Below are 20,225 nucleotides of genomic sequence, written 5' to 3' on the forward strand. Positions count from 1 at the left end.
CGGATCCGAGGGGTTCGAATCCGCGCGGCCGGCCGTGGACGTGGCGGGGTTACGGCGACGCCGGTGCCCCGGTCATGGGCGAACTCACGGTGTGACGTCGGCGGGCAGGGCGAAGTCGGTGGTGGTCTCGGGCCACTCCGGTACCGACTCGATCTCCAGCACCGCCACGGTCACCGAGTAGCCTCCTCCGGTGCCGACCAGGAGCACGAGGTCGCCCGGGCCGACTTCCTTCTTCTCCACCAGGCGGGCCACCGCCGCGGTCAGGTCGCCTGCGCCCAAGTGCCCCGCGTAGCGGCCCCAGTTCCACAGCGTGCGCTCGGCCGGGATGTCCAGCGGCTTGAAGAACTGGGCCTCCATCATCCCGTGCCCCATGTTGGGCAGCAGGATCCTGGCGAAGTCGTCGAGCTTGTTCCCGGTCCGGCCGAGCACCTCGGAGATGGCGCTCATCAGCGTCTCCTCGGCGCGCTGCAGCACCGACTCCGTCCCGACCTCCTCCAGATACGACTTCTTGGGAGTGCGCAGATTCTCGTCGGCGACCACCCCGTAGGCGTTGGTGAACGGGGCGGTGCCACGGTGCAGCGGTTCCAGGGAGGCATCGGTGGCCGAGGTGATGGCATGGATGCGAGCGAAACCACCGGTCGTGGAGAGGACCATCGCCGTGGCTCCGTCGCCGAAGACGATGCCGTACGACCCCCGCCACCGGTCGAACCCGGGCGGACAGAACCGGTCGGCCGTGGTGACCAGCGCGCTGGTTCCCCGGCCGGCTTCGAGCCGGGCCATCGCCAGATCGATCGCCGCCATGCCTCCGTTCGACATCCCCTCCAGGTTCAGGGCGAAGGCGTCGGTGATGCCCAGCTCACGCTGGATGTAGGGAGCCGAGTTCCAGTGGTGGTCGCGGCCCTGGTGGTAGATCGACGCATGCAGGATCAGATCGACCCGGCCTCCGACCACGTCCGCGGCCCGGTCGAGGGCTTTTCGCCCCGCGATCGCTCCCATGTCGGGAACCGACACCTCATCAGTGGCCACCGGCAGGCACGGAATTCTGTTGGTGGCGTTGTCGTCGGCAGGGTAAATACCGGCAGCCACCGCTTCCGCCGCCGATTCCGCGGACGGAATCCAGGCCGCAGCCGACGCGATATAGACAGGGATGTTCATGGTCGAATTCTTCTTCCGAGTTCGATGCCCGTCCGGCAATGGTGTGCGTGAGCGCGGTCATGCTCCGCGAGTCGGGACCCGGATCGCGGAGGCCTCGTCGGGATGCGGTCACGCTACAATGCCGGCCCCGGTCCCTCGTAGATGCATTCCTCATGACTTCCGGCGGCATCGTCGTCCCCGGCCGGGGGACGAACTCTGCGACCAGGCCGGACGCGGGCGCGCGGAATGTAAACACCCCTGCGAATGCGTGAGGGAGTCACGGAAAGCCGCGCGTGATATGGGCGACCGACGCGCGGGTTGAATCCGAGACGTTGAACCGTTGTGCCCGCGACGGCCGTGCTCGCATGTGCAACTGCCCACGGAAGGCAGTTGAACGGTCAGCTCGCCCCGGCGTCCGGCGCTCCCGGTGTCTGCGTCAGGCACTGCGCGAGCAGGCCGTCGACGAAGGCGCGGAGCCCCTGCGCGAAGGTGTCCTGCCCGGCCAGCGCCGCCCACCGGTCGGCGATGGCGGCCAGATGCGAGTGCCGGAGCGGGCCGTCGGCGTTGCCGAAGTAGGGGTTGAGGCAGGTGGGGTCCTGTTCGTCCATCTTGCGGCGGCGGGTGTGCGCGCGCACGAGGATCTCGCCGACCGTGTAGTACCAGATGCTGCGGAAGATCCGGACGGCCTGCTCCCGGGGGCACCCGGCGTCGACGACTCCGGCCAGGATCGTCTCCACCAGCCACAGGAACGAGTCGCCGAGCCGGGCGATGAACCCGTCGGTGGTGAGCACCTCCGCGGCCCAGGGCCACGCCGCCAGGCCGTCGTGGATCGCGACGGCGGCCGTGGTGATCCGCTCCCGCGGCTCGTCCGGCAGCTCGGGGTGCGGAATCTGCTCCGCGTACTCGTAGATCAGCAGGAACAGCAGATCCTCCTTGTCCCGTACGTGCGAGTACAGGGTCGTCGTCCCGACGCCGATCTCGGACGCGAGCCGGCGGACCGTGAGTTTCTCCCAGCCGTACTCGTCGATGAGAGCGCGGGCCGCGGTCAGGATCTGTTCGCGGGAGGTCACGGGGGGACGGCCGACGGGCCGGCGCGGTGCGTTCGATCGGGGCATCGCCCCATCATGCCTCGCCGCGTCACCCGCTGTTCGACCTGCACGGTCGACACCTCTCCGCCTCCGCTGCTAATTTCGGAACACGGTCGGAAATTCTTCGGCACGACCAGACGCAGAGGGGCTGGGTGCGGTGGCAAGTACGCAAGTAGCGAGTGAGGAGACACGCGTCGCGAGCGGCGCGCGGCCTGGGACCACCCTCGCCGCGGTCTCCGTCGTGCAGTTCATGGTGTCGCTGGACCTGACGGTGGTGAACGTCGGCCTTCCCCGGATCGGCAGCGGCCTCGGCTTCAGCGAGGTGGGCCTGACCTGGGTGATCCACGCGTACGCCCTCACCTTCGGCGGCCTGCTCCTGCTGGGCGGCAAGATCGCCGACCGGTACGGGCACAAGCGCGTGATGCTGTTAGGGCTCGGCCTGTTCGGCATCGCCTCCCTCGCCGGCGGCCTCGCGCAGGCCCCCGGCCAACTGGTGGCCGCACGCGCCGCGCAGGGCATCGGCGCCGCGGCGGTCGCACCGGCGGCGCTGGCGCTGCTCGCCTCGACCTTTCCCGGCGGCAGGGAACGCGTGAAGGCCTTCGGTATCTGGAGCGCGGTGAACGCCTCCGGCGGCGCCGTCGGCGTCCTGGTCGGCGGACTGCTCACCCAGTACGCGGGCTGGCAGTGGGTGATGTACGTCAACCTGCCGATGGCCGCCCTCGCGCTGGCCCTGTCCTGGCGCGGCGTCGCCCAGGACACCCCCGCCGCGCGCCGCGGCCGCCCGGACGTGCTGGGCGCCGTGCTGGCCACGGCGGGTGCGGCCCTGCTGGTGTTCGGTGTCGTCCGTACCGACCAGCACCCGTGGACCTCGGCGACCACCCTGATCACCCTGGCGGTCGCCGTCGTCCTGCTGGCCGGGTTCATCCAGGTCGAGCGGACCACCAAGCGCGACCCGGTCATCCGCCTCGGCCTGTTGGCCAACCGCTCGGTCGCGGGCGCCAACCTCTACATGCTGCTGTTCGGCGGCGCCATGGCCTCGGCCCTGTACTTCGTCTCCCTCTACCTCCAGCGGGTGCTCGGCGGCAGCCCGGCCCGCGCCGGAGCCGAATTCCTGCCGTTCATGCTGGGCGTGGTCGTCGGCTCCACCCTCGCCGTCAAGTTCGGCTACAAGTTCGCCCCCCGGAACATGCTGATCACCGGTGGCACGCTGGCCGCGCTCGGCTACGCCTGGTTCGGACTGATCCGCTCCGACGGCTCGTTCCTGGTCGACGTCCTCGGCCCGTCCGTCCTGGCCAGCGTCGGCATAGGCCTGTGCCTCGCGCCGGCCGTCTCCATCGCCACCGGCGGCGTCCTGCCCCACGAGGCGGGTGCCGCCTCCGGCGTGCTCAACAGCACGCGCCAGATCGGTGCCTCGCTCGGCCTCGCGGCCCTCGGCACCGTCGCCGCCGACCGCACCGGCCATGCGATCACGCCCGGCCGCCTCAACGCCGGATACGCCCTCGGCATGCTGGTCGGCGCCGGAATCCTCGTCTGCGCCGTCCTCATCGCGGTCTTCGTCCTGCCCCGGCCCGCCCCCGCCGACGAAGCGCAGAAGCCGTGACCTGACGGACCGCGAGGCGGCACCCGGTTCGAACCTCACGGACACGGCCCCCGGCCGGCCACCGGGGCCTCTCCCGACGCCGATCGAGCACCGGGGACCGTGTCCCCGGGCGGTCGCCGACGGACCGACCGGGCCCGCGTGCCGCCGGCACCAGGAAGGACACCGCGTCACGGCGGCCACGGGCCCCTCACGGAGAAGGCACCCGGGCTTTTGTACAGACGGCATCCAGACTTCACCCAGTCGCGCTCCCCACAATGACGAGCTATCGAGCAACTACTCAGGGGGATCGCATGGGAATCGATGTCCTGGTGTCTGATGACCTGCATCTGTCCCGCTTCGCGCTGGCTGCACTGCTGGAGCGACGCGAGGAGGTCCGCGTCGTCGGACCCGCGGAAAGCAACTTCGCCGCGCTGCAATTCGCCGAGACGCACCGACCCGATGTCGCGATCATCGGCTTCGAGGGCGAGGACAGCGACGCGATCACCATCGCCGAGAAGATCGCGCACCTGGGATGCCGGAGCATGCTGCTCGCCACCGCGGTGACGCGGTCGGTCGTCCGCCAGGCATTCGATGCCGGTATCGCCGGCATCGTGGAACGCAGCGTGTCACCACGCCAGTTCGTCGAGGCCATCCACCGCGTGCACCAAGGAGAGCGGGTCTTCGACGCGGAGCTGACGGTGGCCGCGCTGAGCAACAGCGACTGCCCGCTCAGCGCACGCGAGTTCTCCGTGCTCGAACACGTCGCCCGGGGTGACACGGTCCGCGAAATAGCGGGCCGCATGCATCTCTCGCAGGGCACGGTGCGGAACTACCTCGCATCCATGGTGACGAAGATGGGGGCCCGCAACCGCATCGACGCGCTGCGCATCGCCCGCGACGCGCGCTGGATCTGACCGAAGGAAGCCCGGCGCCGGGTTCCGGGATGCCCGCTGACCGACGCATGCCGCCGGATCCGTGTGCCACCCCGCGGAAAGGCCATGGTGCGCGGGGCACTGCCTGTCGTTCCCGGGCCGGATTCCCGCCCGCCACCGCCGTGCCGCCCGGTGCGTGCCGAAACGCCCGCCGCCCCCGGTCCCGGCCTGGGCCGGGTACCGGGGGCGGCGGGCGGAGAGCGGCGTCGAACCGGGGCCCGCGCGTACGGGGTCAGGGCGCGGCGACCTGGAGATAGACGCCGGCCGTCGCTTTGGCGGCGTTTTCCATCGCCTCCACCGCCGTCCGGCCCAGGGCGATCGCGTAGCCCACGCGGTCCTCGGAGCTGTCCAGGTCCGACAGCCTCTCGCCGGGCGCGCGGTCGAAGCTCCAGCGCAGGACGTCGTCCGCGGGAGTGACGGCGACGGCCGTGAGGGTTCCGCAGGCGGGCGGCAGCACGAAGCTGATCGCCGCCCCCGGTGCGGCCGGGGCCGCGGTCAGCGCCGGGGCCGTTCCCAGCAGCGCCGCCACCGTACGCTCGTACTGGTCCTGACCCGTGGCCAGTTCGACGAGTTCCGGAATGCAGTCGCCGCCGACCCGGGTGTGCGTCTCGATGACGACGGGCCCGTGCACCGGATCCAGCCGCAGTTCGGTGTGGCTGGCGCCGCTGCCGATCTCCAGCCGGTCCAGGACGCAGCGCACCGCCTCCCGGAGCCGCTCGGCGTCGCTCTCGGCCAGGGGAGCGGGGACCATGTGTCCCGTCTCCACGAAGCCGGGGCTGCCCGTGGTCTGCTTCGCGGTGATCGCCAGCACGGTGTGCCGGCCCGCCGCGCTGACCGCCTCGACGCTGAACTCCGGCCCGTCCGCCCGGTGTTCGACGATGTAGCGGGAGGAGCCGCCCCCTTCCGCCGCCGTCCCTTCCGCCCCGGCGGCGGCCGCCGCCCCGGCCTGCCACCGCGCCAGCTCGGCGTACGACCGCAGAGCCGACACCCCGATGCTGCCCGCACCGTCAGCCGGCTTGACGATCCAGCAGACACCGTCCGGTTCGCCCCGCACCGCGGCGGCGACCTCGTCGGCGGTGCCGGCGGCGTACCGCCAGGCGTAGGGCGTGTCCGCGAGCAGACGGCGCATCGCCGCCTTGTCGCGGGCGCGGGCCGCGGCGGCGGGGGAGACGGACGGCAGCCCGAGGCCGGTCGCGATGCGCGCGCAGACCTCCTGGGCGTACTCGGTGAAGGACAGGACCAGACGCGGCGGCCCGAACTCGGCGATCAGACGGCCCACGGCCGCCCGCACCGCGTCATGGTCGGTGATCGGACAGAAGACGACGCGCTCCGCGTGCTCCGCCACCTCGCGCGGCACCGCCACGCCCGGGGTGACCAGCACCACGGGCCGGTGGCCGTGCAAGGCGATCGCCCTCGCCCCGCCGGGGCTAGGCCCGAGCAGACACATCCATGTCATGGTCATTCCCTTCTCCGTCGTGCACGTCGAGCGGCCCGGCGGACGACGAACGCCCGTCCCAGGCCATGGCCAGGCCGGTGAGGAGAGCGAGAGCGGCCGCACCCCAGTACGGCGCCGCCGCCGGCGAGAGCAGTCCCGCCCCGGAGTGGCCGACCACCAGAAGTGTCCCGAGCCACGCCCCCACCGACTCCGCGGCACCCGAGGCCACACCCGCCAGGGCATAGGCGGCCGGCAGGGACAGCGCCCCGCGGCGCTCGCTGACCTGGGCGTCGTAGAGCGGACTCCAGACCAGTTCGGACAGAGTGAAGAGCGCCATCGCCACGACCACCACGCCCAGGCCGATCGACCGGCCCAGCGCGAACAGCAGCACGGACACGGCGAGTACCGTGCCGGCCGCGGCCCACAGGATGCCGAAGCCGCCGCGCGGGGCGTCCAGCACCCGGCCCGACAGCCAGGACACCGGCACCTGCAGGGCGACCACCATCACGGCGTTCAGGGTGAACACCAGGCCCAGGTCGCGGGCGTCGACCGTGTCACCCAGGTAGGCCGGAAGAACGTCCACGGCCTGCGCGTACGCCACCCAGGTGCCGCACGCCAGCAGCGAGAAGACCACGAACCGGCGCCGCACGAGCCGGCGGCCCCCGCTGCCTTCGGCGGCCGGCAGGGCACGCTCGGACCGCCCCCGGGTGCCGGGCAGCGCCGGCACCGCGGCCAGCGCCACCAGGTGGAGCACCGCCGCCGAGAGCGGCAGCCAGCTCGCGTGCCAGTGCAGCAACTGACCCCCGATGACCGGGCCCACCGCGGACCCCGCGTTGACCGCCATGTTGAGGTAACTGAACCCCCGCAGCCGCTGATCCGCCGGGAGGGCCGCGACCAAGGCCTTCATCGCGGTCGTCGCCATCGCCAGGAACAGGCCGACCAGCGCGGCGAGCACCAGCCAGCCGGCGACCACAAGCGCCGGCCCCGTACCGAGCACGGCGAAGACCGCGACGGCCCCCGTATAGCCGGTGACCACCGAGGCCTTGAGCCCCAGCCGGTGGATCAGCGGTATCAGCAGCACCGCGCCGGCCCGGTTGGCCAGAATGGAGGAACCCACGACCAGACCGGCACTGCCACCGGACAGGCCCTGGGCGTCGACCAGCCACAGCCCGAGGTAGGGCAGTACGGCGAAGAACCCCGCACAGCTCGTGGCCCGCGCCACCACCAGGGCGGTCAACTGCCGTGCGGCCAGCGGACTCCCGGCGCCGGCCCCCGCCACGGCCGCGGCAGGCGTCCCGCTCACCATCGTCGTGTCTGCGCGAAGAAGCCGGGCAGCGGCATCAGCCGGTCCTCCTCCAGCCCGCGCCGGTACAGCCAGTGGCCGACCGCCAGGTCGAGGACGCCGAGCCCGAACGGCGAGAAGACGACAGGCCGGTCCGGGTGCCGCGCCACCTCCCCGCGCAGCACACCGGCCAGGGTGCCGGTGACGAACTCCCGCCCACCGGTGAGCTGTTCGGCCAGGTGCGGGGAGGTGTCCGCCTTCAGGCAGTGCTCGACGTCGTCCAGGATGTTGTCGGCCGCCAGCAGCGTCTCGGGCGCCAGGTCCCGCAGCGAGATGTTCAGCACCAGCTGGCCGGCGCGGAAGCGGTGCCCGGCCGGCACGTACGGGCTCGGAGCCGTGGTCGCGAGGAGCACCAGATCGCAGTCCAGGGCGGCCTCGAGGTCGCCCTCGCGGGCCCCCGAGCCGTACCGCTCGCGCAGGTGGCGGGTCAGGGCCCCGGCCGAGAGGGGGTCGAGGTCGTGGCAGCGGACCCGGTCGAGCGGGACACCGGTCGCGTGCAGGTACTGGCAGAGCGTGCGCGCGATCACACCGCCGCCCACGACACCGACGGTGGCGGGCGCGTCGCCGCCCAGCACGGTGCACGCCAGGGCCGCCGACGCCGCCGTGCGGGCCGCGCTGATCCCGGCCGCCTCCATCAGCGCCATCGGGCGGCCGGTGCCGTAGTCGTTGAGGACCAGCACCGCGGAGGCGCGGGGCTCGCCCCTGGCGACATTGCCCGGGAAGCTGCTGATCCATTTGATGCCCGCGACGCCGACCTCGCCTCCGAGGTACGCGGGCAGCGCGATGATGCGCGCGTCGGGCTTCTCGGGGAACCGCAGGAAGTAACTGTCCGGGTTGACGCTCTCGCCCGCATGGTGCGTCAGATACGCCGCCCGCACCTGCTCCATCACGTCCTTCTCGCGGCCCTCCAGCAGCGCGTGGACGTCACCGCCGCTCAGCACCGAGAACGCTGCCATCGGTGTCCCCTCGCCTTTCGTCATGCCTGCGCCTTCGTCCTGTCGGTGGGTTCGACGCCGGTCAGGTCCGTCACGCCGAATCGGTCGTACACCCAGTCGTCGTCGTACACGGTGTTCAGGTAGCGGTCGCCCAGATCGGGAGAGATGGCGAGCACGGTGGCACCCGGCGCGATCGCGTCACGCATGGACCGCACCGCGGCCAGCACGGTGCCCGTGGAGCCGCCGAGCAGCAGGCCATAGGTCCTGGCCACGTGACGGCACATCAGGACCGTGTCGCGCTCCTTGACCAGGACCTTGTCGAAGGACCCGTCGTCGATGAAGATCTCCGGCCGCCGGCTCGCTCCGAGCCCCGGTATCCACCGCCGTCCCGGAGGCCCGCCGAAGGTCACCGACCCCACGGTGTCCACGGCCACCACGCGGGTGGCCGCCCTGCTGTCCCGCACGTACTCGACGCACCCCATCAACGTGCCGCCGGTGCCCGTGCCGATGAACAGCCAGTCGGGCTCCCCGAAGCCCCGGAAGATCTCCACGGCGGTGCCGTCCCGATGGGCCCCGGGGTTGGCCGGGTTCGTGTACTGGTTGAGCCACACCAGCGACGGGTCTTCGGCGAGCAGGCGGTGGAGCAGGCGGATACGGGTCTGCAGGAATCCGCCGCCCGCGTCCTGCTCGGTCACGACCGTCACGTGCGCGCCCATCGCCCGCATGAAGCGGATGCTGTGCTCGTTGGCGTTCGGATCGGTGATCACCATCAGGTGGAAGCCCTTGGCGGCGCACACGGAGGCCAGCGCCATGCCGAGGTTCCCGGAGGTCGACTCGATCAGCCGGGCCCCCCGCTTGAGCACGCCGTCGGCCTCGGCGTTCTCCACCATCGCCCGGGCCGCCTTGAGCTTGATGGACCCGGCCGGGTTGAGTCCCTCCAGTTTCAGATGGGTGGAGAAATCCTCGGCGAAGTCGGGGAGTTCGAGGAAGGCGTGGGGCGCCCCCAGTTCGTAGGCACCCAGCGCCCTCACGGGCGGACCGCCTTTCGTATCTGCTCGGCCAGGAAGTCCGGCCGGGTCGCGTTGAGGTGATGACCGCCGTGACCGACGATGCTCAGGTCGAGCTCGCGGGTCAGCCGCGTCCAGCGGTGCACATGCTGTTCGTGGTCCTGGGTGAGCGGGTCGTCCGCGGCGAGCAGCAGCGTCAGGGAGCAGTCGAGCGCGCTGCCGGGCGGCATGGCCAGCAGCCGGGTCCAGGAACGGGCCGCGGCGGCCGAGTCCCGCCGGAAGTCCTGGGCGAGCCGGCGCAGCCCGGCCGCCGGCAGCACGGCCGTGTCCAGGCCGGTGTGCTGCCCGAGCCACCGCCACACCTCCTCGTCGCTCCGGCGCAGGGACGCCTCCGGGTCGTAGTCCGCGGGGTCGTCGGAGCGGGGCAGGGAGGCGACCACGAAGACGCGTGCGGGCTCCTGGTCCCTGCGGCGGAGCGCGAACGCGGTGTCCAGGGCCGGTGCGGCACCCGCGGAATGGCCCAGGAGCACCAGGGGCCCCTCCGCCCGGTCGGCTATCGCGGCGGCCAGCTCCTCCGCGCCGGCCCCGTCGGCCAGGGCATGACCGAAGTCGGCGGCCAGTACCCGCACGGGCGCGCCCGCCCGGTGCAGCGCCCTGGTGACGGTGAGGTAGCTGGCGGCCGTGCCCCCCGCGAAGGGGAAGCACACCACCGTGGCCGGGGGGCCGGAGGTCCGCAGCCCGGCGGCCGCGGTCAGATCGGTCAGCGGGGCGCCACGCCGAGCCGCCGCCTGCCCGCCTGCCGCCTGCCCGCCTGCCGCCTGCCCGCCTGCCGCCGGCCCGGTGGCCGCGCGCGGATCCGTCCGGGCGGCCAGCGCGGCCAGCGCCCGCGGCGTCGGATGGGCCACCACGTCCCGCAGGGCCACCCCCGGCAGCCTGGCCGCCAGCCGCATCGCGGCCAGGGAGTGGCCGCCGAGGTCGAAGAAACCGGCGGTGACCGAGACGGCGTGCTCCGGCACGCCCAGGATCCCGGCGAACGCCGCGACCATCGCGGACTCGGCGGGGCTCGCGGGAGGCTCGATCACGTCCGGGTTCCGGTCGGTGAGGGGACGGCGGCTCAGCGCGGCGCGGTCCACCTTCCCGTTCCGGGTCACGGGGAAGCTCTCCAGCCGCTCGAAGACGTCCGGCACCATGTACCGGGGCAGCATCCGGGCGAGCGCCGCGGACAGCGCCCCGGGCGATGGCTCGGCCGTGCCCGTGTACCAGGCGGCGAGCCGGTCCCGGCCGCTGTCGCGGCGTACGAGAGCCACGGCGTGATCCACGCCGGGCACCGCGGCCAGCGCCCCCTCCACCTCGCTCAGCTCGATCCGGAAGCCCCGCAGCTTCGTCTGGTGGTCGCGGCGGCCGGCGCAGTCGAGGACCCCGCCGGGCAGCCAGCGTCCGATGTCACCGGTGCGGTAGAGCCGCCCGGACGCCGAGGAGAGCGTGTCAAGGGTGTTCGGCACGAACGCCCGCGCCGTGCGCTCGGGGTCGTTCAGGTACCCGAGCCCCACGCCCGTCCCCGTCACCAGGATCTCCCCGTAGGTGCCGAAGGGGACGGGCCGGCCGCCGGAGTCGACGATGTGGATGTTGGTGTTGGCGATGGGGCGGCCCACCGGCACGCGTTCGCCGGTCGCAGGGCCCGTCAGCACGTGGTGGGTGACGTCGTCGGAGGTCTCGGTCGGCCCGTAGGCGTTGACCATCGGCACGTCGAAGCGCTCGAACCAGCCGTGGGTCAGCGCGGGCGGGAAGGCCTCGCCGGTGACCAGGTTCCAGCGCAGGGCGGACAGCGCACGCGGACGGTCGCCGAGTTCGCCGAGCAACGCGTCCAGGAACGAGGGCACCACCTCCAGCACGCTGACGGACTCCTCCTCCAGCGTCCGGGCGAATCCGGGCAGGTCGGTGACGAGTCCGGCGTCGAAGACGACCGTGGTGCCGCCCACCAGCCAGGCCGAGAGCAGCTGCCACACGGAGATGTCGAAGCACTGGGTGGCCACCTGCGCCACCACGTCCCCGGCCGTCATCCCCAGTGCGTCGACCTTGGCGAGCAGGTGGTTGAGCATGCCCTCGTGGTGGATCAGCGCACCCTTGGGCTCACCGGTCGAACCGGACGTGAAGATCAAGTAGGCCGGAGCGGCCGGACCGGGAGGGGCACCGGGCACCCAGGGCGCGGCCCGCTCGGCCATCAGCTCCTCGTAGCAGAGCACCACGGGCGTCTTCTCGCCGTCACCGGCCAGCCGTTCCGCCAGCATGTCCCGGTGCCCGGCGGCGGTGAGGACGTGACGGCACGCGGACCGGGCGAGCATGCCGCGCAGCCGGGCGGCCGGATCGGTCGGCTCCTGCGGCAGGTACACCGCGCCGAGCCGCAGCACGGCCAGGACACTGACCGCCCACGCGATGCCGCGGTCCATCGGGGTGGCGACGACATCACCCGCCCGCACCCCCGCCGCGTGCAGCCGGCCGGCCAGGCGGGCGGAGGAGGCGTCCAGCTCCCGGTAGGTCAACGCGCTCCGCCGGTGGCGTACGGCGATCTCGTCGGGCCGGGCCGCGACCTGTGCGGCGAACAGGCCGAGCGCTCCGCCGTCCGGCAGCTCCCGCACGGGTCCGGCCAGGCCCGCGGTGAGCAGCCCCAGCTCGTCGTCGCCCATCAGCGTCACCTCACGGTGCCCGGACTCGGGCTTTGTGGTCAGCAGTTCGAGGGCGCGCCGGTAGTAGCCGGCGATCCGCTCGATCTGCTCGGCCGGGAAGACGTCACGGTGGTAGTGCAGCGACAGCGCGACCTCGCCGCTGAAGGCGTCCTGCCAGAACTCGGCGCGCAAGGGGAACTCGGTCTCGCTGGTGACCCGGCTCCGCTCGAGGCGCAGCCCGTGCTCCCGGCGCAGATCGTCGAGCACATGGAAGTGCGTGAAGTTGAAGACGGCCTCGAACAAGGGCTCCTGGACCTGCCGCACGCGCTTCATCTCACCCATCGGGTAGCGCCGGTGCGGCAGCAGCGCCGTCTCCGCGCGGTACACCTCCCGTACCAGGTCGGCCCAGCTGCCGTCGCCGACACGGATCCGGAACGGCACCGAGTTCAGGAACAGGCCGGCGATCCGGTCGCCGCCGGCCACCTCCGGCCGGCCGCTGTGCTCGTAGCCGGTCAGCACGTCCCCGGACCCGGTGATGAAGGCGAGCACGGCCACGTGCGCCGCCATCAGGACCGATTTCACCGGTACGTCCAGCTGCCCGGCGACGCGCTCGACCGCGGCCGGGACCGGGTCCTCCAGCGCGACGTCGTGCATGGCCACGCCGGAGACGTCGGCGGGGGCGGCGGGGCCGAAGGGCCACCGGGGCAGCCGGACACCCTCGTGGCCGTCGAGGACCCCCTGCCAGAAATCACGGCTGTCCGCCGATGCCACCGCGGCGCGCTCCAGGCGCACGAAGCTCTGGTAGTCCGAGCCGAGCGGGGTGAACTCGGGGACCCGGCCCGCGCGCAGCGCCAGATAGGCGGAGAACAGATCGTGATGGACCACGCTGACGCTCCACCCGTCCAGCGCGGCCGCGTGGTAGCTGAGGCTGTACTGGAAGCCGCGCTCGCCCAGCAGATGCAGCCGGACACGCACCAGGCCGCCCTCCGCGGGACGGAAACCACGGGCCGGCTCACGCTCGTAGAAGTCGGCCAGCTCCCGTTCCTGCGCCGCCTGGTCCAGCTCGGAGAGGTCCGTGACCTCGACCAAATCCGCGGGAGCGGCGTGGACGATCTGCAGCGGCTCGCCGTAGCCGGACACATGCAGCGAGGTGCGCAGCAGGGGATGACGGGCGGCGACCACGTCGGCGGCGGCACGGAAGGCGTCCAGGACGAGGGGCTCACCGACGCGGTAACCGACCACGTCGTGGTAGAGACCGGGCCGGTTCCCGGTCAGCTCCACCTCGTACAGCAGCCCGGCCTGCAGCGCGGACAGCGGATAGGCGGCCTCGGCGTCCGGCGGCAGCCGGCGCGCGTCGTCGGGGCTGAGCAGACTCTCCTCCTCGCCCACCTCACCCTGGGGCGCACCCCGCTGCACGTGCGGTTCCAGGCCGGCGAGCGTGGGATGGGCGAACAGATCCTGGAAGGAGAAGCCGAGACCGCTGCGCTGCGCCTCGGCCAGCACCCGCACGATCTTGATCGAATCACCGCCCAGGGTGAAGAAGTTGTCCTCCAGGCCGACGGCCTTCACACCGAGCACGCGTGCCCAGATCTCCGCGAGCCGGACCGTGACCGGGCTCGTCGGTGCGGGGCCCGAGGCGCCGGCGGCCGGCCGGGGCGGCGGCGGGAAGGCCTTGACGTCGCGCTTGCCGTTGTGGGTGGTGGGGATGGCGGGCAGGACGACGACGAACTGCGGGACCATGTAGGCGGGCAGCTCGGCTGCCAGCCGGTCGCGTACCGCCGCTTCGTCATAACCCGTGCCGGGCACCACGTACGCGCACAGGCTGCGGTCCCCGCCGTCGTCGAGGGCGAGCACGGCACAGGCGGCGACACCGGGCGTGGACTCGGCGACGTGCTCGATCTCCGCGGTCTCGATGCGGTACCCGCGGATCTTCACCTGGGTGTCGATCCGGCCGAGGTACTCCAGCGTCCCGTCCGGCAGCCAGCGGGCCAGGTCGCCGGTGCGGTAGCCGCGCCCGCCCGGCAGAGCGGGGTCCTCGACGAACCGCTCGGCGGTCAGCTCCGGCGCGTCGAGGTATCCGCGGGCCAGACCCGCCCCGCCGATGCACAGCTCGCCCGGGGTTCCGACCGGGGCGGTGGTGCCGGCCCGGGTGCGCACCCTGAGGACGATGTTGTCGATCGGCCGCCCCAACGGGACGTTGACCCGGGGGTCGAGGTCCGCGCACGGGAAGTGCGTGACGTCGACGGCCGCCTCGGTCGGACCGTACAGGTTGACGAGCTCGGCACCCGACGGGCCGGTCAGCAGCTCCGCGAAGCGGACGGCATGCGCCGTGCCCAGGGCCTCGCCGCTGGCGAACACCCGTCGCAGCGATGCCAGCGCTCCGGCGTCGCGCTCCACGTACTGCAGGAACACCTGAAGCATCGACGGCACGAAGTGCAGGACGGTGACGCCGTGTTCACCGACCCGTGAGACCAGCGCCGCGGGGTCCTTCTCCGCACCCGAGGCAAGGGTGCAGACGGATGCCCCGGCGAGCGTCCACCAGAAGATCTCCCACACGGAGACGTCGAAGGTGAACGGTGTCTTGTGCAGGATCACGTCGTCGGCGGTCAGGGGGTAGGCGCGCTGCATCCACACCAGCCGGTTCACGACGGCCCGGTGTTCCAGCATGACCCCCTTGGGGCGGCCGGTGGAGCCGGAGGTGTAGATGACGTAGCACAGGTCCTCGGGTCCCGCGCCGCCCTCGGGTGCCGGCGCGTCGCCGTCCAGGACGCCGGGCTCGCTCACGTCGAGGAAGGTCTGGGCGGCCGGGACCACCTTCCGCGTCGCGCCGTCGCCGACCACGATGCCCGTCCGGCTGTGCTCCAGCATGTACGCGATGCGGTTGGCCGGCAGGGTCGGGTCGACCGGAAGGTAGGCGCCGCCCGCCTTGAGAACCGCGTAGATCGTGGTGAGGGTGAGCGGCGAGCGGGTGAGGCACACGCCGACGACCGTGCCGGGCCCCACGCCGGCGGAACGCAGCCGGTGCGCGAGCTGGTTGGCGCGCCGGTCCAGTTCCGCGTAGGTGGTGCCGTCGTCGCGGATCGCGACCGACTGCGGGGACCGGGCGGCTTGTTGCTCCAGGAAGCGGTGGAGCGGGACGTCGCGGGGGAAGTCGCGAGCGGTGGCGTTGAACCCGGCGATCGTGGCGGACTCGGCGGGGGTGGCGTCCAGCAGGTCGTCCACCGGAGCGTCCGGGTCGCGGGTGACCGCGTCGAGCAGCTGGACGCAGGTGCCGGCCAGCCGCCGTGCGGTCGCCATGGTGAACAGGTCGGCGCGATAGCGCAGCACGAGGTGCGGCTCCGCGTCGCGCAGCCGCACGTCGACATGGATCACGCAGCCGGCGTCCGCCGCCTGCGCGGCGGAGAGCTCCCCGTCGGCGCCGGCCGCGAGATCGGTGGGCAGGTGCCCCCGGGAGCGCATCAGGTGCGTCACGGGCACGTCCAGGTGCGCGGTCGCCTCCTGGTACGCGGACCGGGCGGAGGCGAGCAGCTCGCGCGGCGTGGTCTGCCTGGTGAGGGCCACCCCGACCGGAAAGGCGGCCTCCCGTGCGGTGGCCGGGTGCCGGTAGCCGGTCAGCACCTGCACCTGCTCGGTGTCGGTGGCGCGTGCGCCGAGCACCGCGACCACGGCCGTGACCAGCACCTGGGCGAGTGCGGGCCGGTCCTTGACCAGGCCGCGGCAGCGAGCCGCGCACACGGCGGGAAGCGGCACCGTGACCTGGCCGTAAGAGGGCTCGCCGGCATGGGCCAGAAAGTCGCGAGGCAGGACGGTGGGCTGCTCCCAGCCGCTCAGGAGCGAGGTCCAGTACGCGGTCTGCTCCGGGAAGGCATGGGTGGCCCCGCTGAGCTGGAACGCGGTGCTCATGGTGTCTTTCGTGTCCACGTCGGCGGCCCTCACAGGTCGAAGTCCGGCAGCTCGGCGGCCGGTGTCGGGCGGCTCGCCCGGAGCACGGGCGCCGCGGGATCGTCGAGCAGTTCGGTCACGGCCTCCACATACGCGTCGAGCAGCCACTGCGCGGATGCCCCGTCATAGAGGTCGGTCGCGTACTCCAGGTCGAGCCTCAAGGCATCGGGGCGCAGATAGGCCTGGAGGTTGAGGTCGAAGCGGGTGGTCCCCGGATTGACCAGTTCGGTACGGGCGGTGAGCGGGCCCCGGCGTACCACGTAGAAGTCGATGTCCTGCAGTGCGAACAGCACGTCGAACAGCGGGTTGCGCCCCGGCTCGGGCATCACCCCGAGCCGCTGCGCCAGCTGGGGGAACGGGGGCCCCTGGTGCGTGAGCGCCTCCCGGGCCAGCCGGTCCGCCTGCGAGACGAGATCGCCCAGTGTCGCCGAGCCGTCGTCCAGGCGCACACGCAGACAGGCCGTGTTCACGAACATGCCCACGACGGCGTCCAGATCAGGATGGACCCGCCCGCTGGTGGGGGTGCCGACGGTGAAGTCGCGGCGCCCGGAGACCCGGGCCAGCGTCGCGGCCCACGCGGCGAACAGCACCCCGAACGCCGTCGTACGGTGCCGGCGGGCCGCCGCGCGTACGCCGGCGCAGCGCTCGGCCTCCAGCACGGCGCCGACCACCGCTCCCCGGGTGGCCCGGACCGGCCCGCGCGGACGGTCCACCGGCAGCACCGGCGCCGTGGGCAGGTCCGCCAACTGCCGCAGCCAGTAGGCCTCGTCCGCCGCGTCGTCCCCGCCGGCGGCCCGGTCCCGGGCCCAGTGCGCCGCCGCGCGGTAGTCCGCGGGCTGCCCGGCGAGCGGCTCGCCCGCGTAGGCGGCCAGCAGTTCCTCGACCAGGATCCGAAGCGAGACCCCGTCGAAGACCGCGTGGTGGGTGTCGAGGTGGAGCTCGTGCCGGTCCGGGGCGCCGGCGCGCACCAGCAGGGCACGCAGCAGGGGAGCGCCGTCGGGCCGGCGGGGCCGGAAGGGACGTACGAAGGCGGCGACGACCCGCTCGTCGGGTGCGGGCAGAAACGTGAACTCCGGTGCAGTGGGCGGGGCCGGCTCCTGGCGGACCCCGTCGGCCTCGACGGTGAACTGCATCCGCAGCGCCTCGTGCCGGGACACCAGGGCGGCCAGTGCCGCGCGGAGCCGTTCGGGGTCCACCGGCCCGGTCAGCTCCAGGCGCACCGGGATGTTGTACGTCAGCGACTCCGGATCGGCCTGCCAGATCGCGAACAGGCCCTGCTGCTGGGGGTGGAGGGGGGCCGCACCCGGTGCCGGACGGGGGACGGCCGGCACCGGGGCGGAGTCCGTGGCCGCCACGGTGCGGGCCATCTGGGCGAGCGACGGCGCGGCGACCGCGTCGGCGTACCTCACCGCGAAGCCCTCCCGGGCCAGCCGGCCGATGAGGACACCCAGGAGCAGCGAGTTCCCGCCGAGTTCGAAGAAGTCCGTCTCCGGGCCGATGGCCTCGGCGCCGACGTCGAGGACGCCGGCCCACAGTCCGGCCAGCCGGGCCTGACCGGCCGTGAGCGGGTGGCCGCCGCGCCGCGGTGCCGGCCCGGCCACGGCCGGCAGGGACCGCCGGTCGACCTTGCCGCTCGACGTCAGGGGCAGCCGGTCCAGCATCACGAAGCGGTCCGGGCACAGGTACTCCGGCAGCCGCTCGCGCAGCGTGCGCCGCAGCACCGCACCCTCGACGCCGGGCGCCACCACATAGGCGGCCAGCGAGCGTTCCTCACCCGGCTCGCCGACGACTGCGGCGTACGCGTCGGCCACGCCCTCCAGCGCCTTGAGCGCCGCGTTGACCTCGGCGAGCTCCACGAGATGGCCGCGGATCTTGACCTGGTCGTCCTGCCGGCCGTGGAAGTGCAGCACCCCGTCCTCGGTGGCACGCACCAGGTCACCGGTGCGGTAGTGGCGCTCCCCGTCCAGCACGACGAACTTCCGTGCCGTCAGATCCGGGTCGGCCAGGTAGCCGCGGGCCACCCCGGCACCGCCGGTGTACAGCTCGCCGACGGTCCCGGCGGGCACCGGACGGCCCTGCTCGTCGCAGACGCGCACGGTCGTGCCGGCAATGGGCCGGCCGATGGGCAGCGGGCCGTCGGTGTGCTCCCGCACGGGGAAGGTGGTGGTGAAGGTGGTGTTCTCGGTCGGTCCGTAGCCGTTGACGACGGTCAGCGAGGGACTGGCCTCGCGCACCAGCCGCACATGGGCGGGGGAGACCACGTCGCCGCCGGTCAGCAGGGTGGCCAGCGAGCCGAAGGCCGTCGGGTCCTCCTGGGCCATGCGGTGGAACAGCGGGGCGGTGACCCAGGCGACACTCACGCCCTGCTCCCGGATCGCCCGCGCGAACCGCCCCGGCACGACGGCCGTCTCATGGTCCACCACGTGCAGCGACGCCCCGTTCAGCAAGGCGCCCCAGATCTCGAACGTCGCCGCGTCGAAGGCGAGCGAAGCGGCCTGGAGCACGCGCTGGGCCGGTGACAGGTCGACGTAGTCGGTGTCCTTGACCAGGCGCAGTACACCGCGGTGTTCGACCATCACCCCCTTGGGGCGTCCGGTGCTGCCCGAGGTGAACATCACGTAGGCCAGCGGGGAGTGCCCGGCACGGGGCGCGTCGTGCGGCGGCGCCGCCCCGCCGAGACGCAAAAGCTCCTCAAGTCCGCACGTGAGCGCCGGCTGCGGCGCCGTGAACCGCTCGCGCACCGGCTCCGGGCACACCACGAGGCGCAGCGCCGCCGTCTCGGTGATCTGGCGGACACGGTGCTCGGGATAGGCCGGATCGATCGGCACGTACGCGCCGCCCGCGAGCACGACGGCGAGCAGGGCCACGACCGAGTCGGCCGAGCGGTCGAAGGCCAGGCCGACCAGCGTCTCGCGCCGCACGCCGGCCCGGCGCAGCCCGGCGGCGACACCGGCCGCCCGGTCGTACAGCTCCTGATAGGTCAGCACGTGGGAGCCCGCGACCAGGGCCGTGGCCGACGGGCGGGCCCGGACCTGTTCGAGGAACGCGTCCTCGATGAGGCCGTCCCAGGACGAGGGGTGCGTCATCGGTGTTCTCCAGGTGCGGCCGGGGGCTGTGGGCCCCTCGAACACGGCGCGGGGGGCGGGTGAGGGACGGGGAAGGCCGGCGGTCTTCGAAGCACTCGCCGAACTCACAGATCGAGGACCAGGCGAGGGCCGCGGGACCGCGAGACGCAGATGAGCATCAGGTCACCGGCGTCGCGCTCCTCCTGGGTCAGGAGGCTGTCGCGGTGGTCCACAGTGCCCTCGAGGACCGTGGTTTCGCAGGTGCCGCAGGTGCCCTCCTCGCACGAGGCAAGCACCGCCACGCCCGCCTCGCGCAGCGCGTCGAGGACCGACGTCCCGGCGGGCACCGGTACCGACCTGCCGCTGCGCTCCAGGACAGCCTCGAAGCCCGTGTCATCGAAGCCCGTGTCCGCCCTCCCGGGGGCGGCGGCGCAGGCCCCGGCGGTGAACCGCTCGGTGTGCAGCGTCAGCCGGGGCAGCGTGGCGCAGCGCTGCTGCACGGCCTGGAGCAGCGGCTCGGGCCCGCAACAGTAGACCCGCCCGCCCGCCGGCATCCCGGACAGGGGCCCGTCGAGATCGAGCAGCCCGTACTCGTCCTGCGGAACGACCGTGACGCGATCGCCGTAGCGGGCCAGTTCGGGCAGGAACGCCATGGACGCCCTGGCCCGCCCGCCGTAGACCAGCCGCCAGCGGCAGCCTCTGCGTTCGGCCTCGGCGAGCATCGGCAGCAGCGGGGTGATGCCGATGCCGCCCGCGATGAACAGCAGGTCGTCGGCCGGCAGCAGCGGGAAGCGGTTGCGCGGCCCGGCGACTCGCAGGCGGGTGTGCACGGCGAGTTCGTCGTGCACCTCCACCGACCCGCCGCGCCCCTCCGGCTCACGCAGGACGGCGATGCGCCAGGTGCCGGCCCGGCCGTCGGGCGTGCACAGCGAGAACTGCCGTACCCGCCCCGACGGCAGCACCAGGTCGATGTGCGCTCCGGGGTCCGCGGCGGGCAGCGCGCCGCCGTCGGGTGCCACCAGTTCCAGGCCCAGCACACCCGCGGCGAGCTCGGTCCGCTCGCGGATCAGGACCTCAAGCGTGTCGCGAGCCATGTCTTCCGC

General features: G+C 73.0%; 11 protein-coding genes. 2 read left to right on the forward strand and 9 right to left on the reverse strand.

Features of this window, described 5'->3' with window-relative positions; genetic code table 11:
* Positions 1 to 84: 84 nt before the first annotated feature.
* Both FHS34_RS39335 and FHS34_RS39340 read right to left on the reverse strand, forming a co-directional pair.
* The gene (locus FHS34_RS39335; RefSeq protein ID WP_184974882.1) at positions 85 to 1,155 is read right to left on the reverse strand and encodes a ketoacyl-ACP synthase III family protein; all 1,071 of its coding nucleotides are present in this window, start codon (positions 1,153 to 1,155) and stop codon (positions 85 to 87) included.
* Positions 1,156 to 1,532: 377 nt separating this feature from the next.
* Complete coding sequence (locus FHS34_RS39340) at positions 1,533 to 2,249, reverse strand: TetR/AcrR family transcriptional regulator (RefSeq protein ID WP_184974885.1); 717 nt, start codon at positions 2,247 to 2,249, stop codon at positions 1,533 to 1,535.
* Between the two features lie 130 nt (positions 2,250 to 2,379).
* Here FHS34_RS39340 and FHS34_RS39345 point away from each other — a divergent pair, with 130 nt between their 5' ends.
* Positions 2,380 to 3,822: an MFS transporter gene (locus tag FHS34_RS39345; protein WP_225817901.1), complete on the forward strand. Its 1,443-nt coding sequence runs from the start codon at positions 2,380 to 2,382 to the stop codon at positions 3,820 to 3,822.
* A 290-nt stretch (positions 3,823 to 4,112) separates the two neighbouring features.
* Positions 4,113 to 4,715 carry a response regulator transcription factor gene (locus FHS34_RS39350; RefSeq protein ID WP_184974888.1) on the forward strand — a complete coding sequence of 201 codons (603 nt, stop codon included), beginning with the start codon at positions 4,113 to 4,115 and terminating at the stop codon, positions 4,713 to 4,715.
* A 250-nt stretch (positions 4,716 to 4,965) separates the two neighbouring features.
* On the opposite strand, the gene FHS34_RS39355 is transcribed toward FHS34_RS39350, so the two are convergent.
* The 7 genes from FHS34_RS39355 to FHS34_RS39385 all read right to left on the reverse strand — a co-directional run bounded on the left by FHS34_RS39355 (position 4,966) and on the right by FHS34_RS39385 (position 20,216).
* Entirely contained in the window at positions 4,966 to 6,195 is a 1,230-nt protein-coding gene (locus FHS34_RS39355; RefSeq protein ID WP_184974891.1) for an ATP-grasp domain-containing protein, read from the reverse strand.
* Positions 6,161 to 7,471, reverse strand: coding sequence for an MFS transporter (locus FHS34_RS39360; RefSeq protein WP_184974893.1), 1,311 nt, complete (start codon positions 7,469 to 7,471; stop codon positions 6,161 to 6,163). The genes FHS34_RS39355 and FHS34_RS39360 overlap by 35 nt, the downstream gene beginning before the upstream one ends.
* Positions 7,468 to 8,466, reverse strand: a complete 999-nt coding sequence (sbnB, locus tag FHS34_RS39365) for a 2,3-diaminopropionate biosynthesis protein SbnB (RefSeq protein WP_184974896.1) — start codon at positions 8,464 to 8,466, stop codon at positions 7,468 to 7,470. Before sbnB ends, FHS34_RS39360 begins: the two co-directional genes overlap by 4 nt.
* A 20-nt stretch (positions 8,467 to 8,486) precedes the next feature.
* The gene (gene sbnA, locus FHS34_RS39370) at positions 8,487 to 9,476 is read right to left on the reverse strand and encodes a 2,3-diaminopropionate biosynthesis protein SbnA (protein WP_225817904.1); all 990 of its coding nucleotides are present in this window, start codon (positions 9,474 to 9,476) and stop codon (positions 8,487 to 8,489) included.
* Entirely contained in the window at positions 9,473 to 16,018 is a 6,546-nt protein-coding gene (locus FHS34_RS39375) for a non-ribosomal peptide synthetase (protein ID WP_184974899.1), read from the reverse strand. Before FHS34_RS39375 ends, sbnA begins: the two co-directional genes overlap by 4 nt.
* A gap of 29 nt (positions 16,019 to 16,047) precedes the next feature.
* A complete protein-coding gene (locus FHS34_RS39380) occupies positions 16,048 to 19,143 on the reverse strand; it encodes a non-ribosomal peptide synthetase (RefSeq protein WP_184974903.1) in 3,096 nt (1,031 codons plus the stop codon).
* A gap of 104 nt (positions 19,144 to 19,247) precedes the next feature.
* Complete coding sequence (locus FHS34_RS39385) at positions 19,248 to 20,216, reverse strand: PDR/VanB family oxidoreductase (RefSeq protein WP_184974906.1); 969 nt, start codon at positions 20,214 to 20,216, stop codon at positions 19,248 to 19,250.
* Positions 20,217 to 20,225: the final 9 nt, after the last annotated feature.

The organism is Streptomyces echinatus, assembly GCF_014203595.1.
Classification (GTDB): domain Bacteria; phylum Actinomycetota; class Actinomycetes; order Streptomycetales; family Streptomycetaceae; genus Streptomyces; species Streptomyces echinatus.

Coding starts and splice junctions, on each gene's coding strand:
- FHS34_RS39375 (WP_184974899.1), bottom strand. CDS start 16,018: ATGAGCACCGCGTTCCAGCTCAGCGGGGCCACCCATGCCTTCCCGGAG.
- FHS34_RS39355 (WP_184974891.1), bottom strand. CDS start 6,195: ATGACCATGACATGGATGTGTCTGCTCGGGCCTAGCCCCGGCGGGGCG.
- sbnB (WP_184974896.1), bottom strand. CDS start 8,466: ATGGCAGCGTTCTCGGTGCTGAGCGGCGGTGACGTCCACGCGCTGCTG.
- FHS34_RS39380 (WP_184974903.1), bottom strand. CDS start 19,143: ATGACGCACCCCTCGTCCTGGGACGGCCTCATCGAGGACGCGTTCCTC.
- FHS34_RS39385 (WP_184974906.1), bottom strand. CDS start 20,216: ATGGCTCGCGACACGCTTGAGGTCCTGATCCGCGAGCGGACCGAGCTC.
- FHS34_RS39335 (WP_184974882.1), bottom strand. CDS start 1,155: ATGAACATCCCTGTCTATATCGCGTCGGCTGCGGCCTGGATTCCGTCC.
- FHS34_RS39340 (WP_184974885.1), bottom strand. CDS start 2,249: ATGCCCCGATCGAACGCACCGCGCCGGCCCGTCGGCCGTCCCCCCGTG.
- FHS34_RS39350 (WP_184974888.1), top strand. CDS start 4,113: ATGGGAATCGATGTCCTGGTGTCTGATGACCTGCATCTGTCCCGCTTC.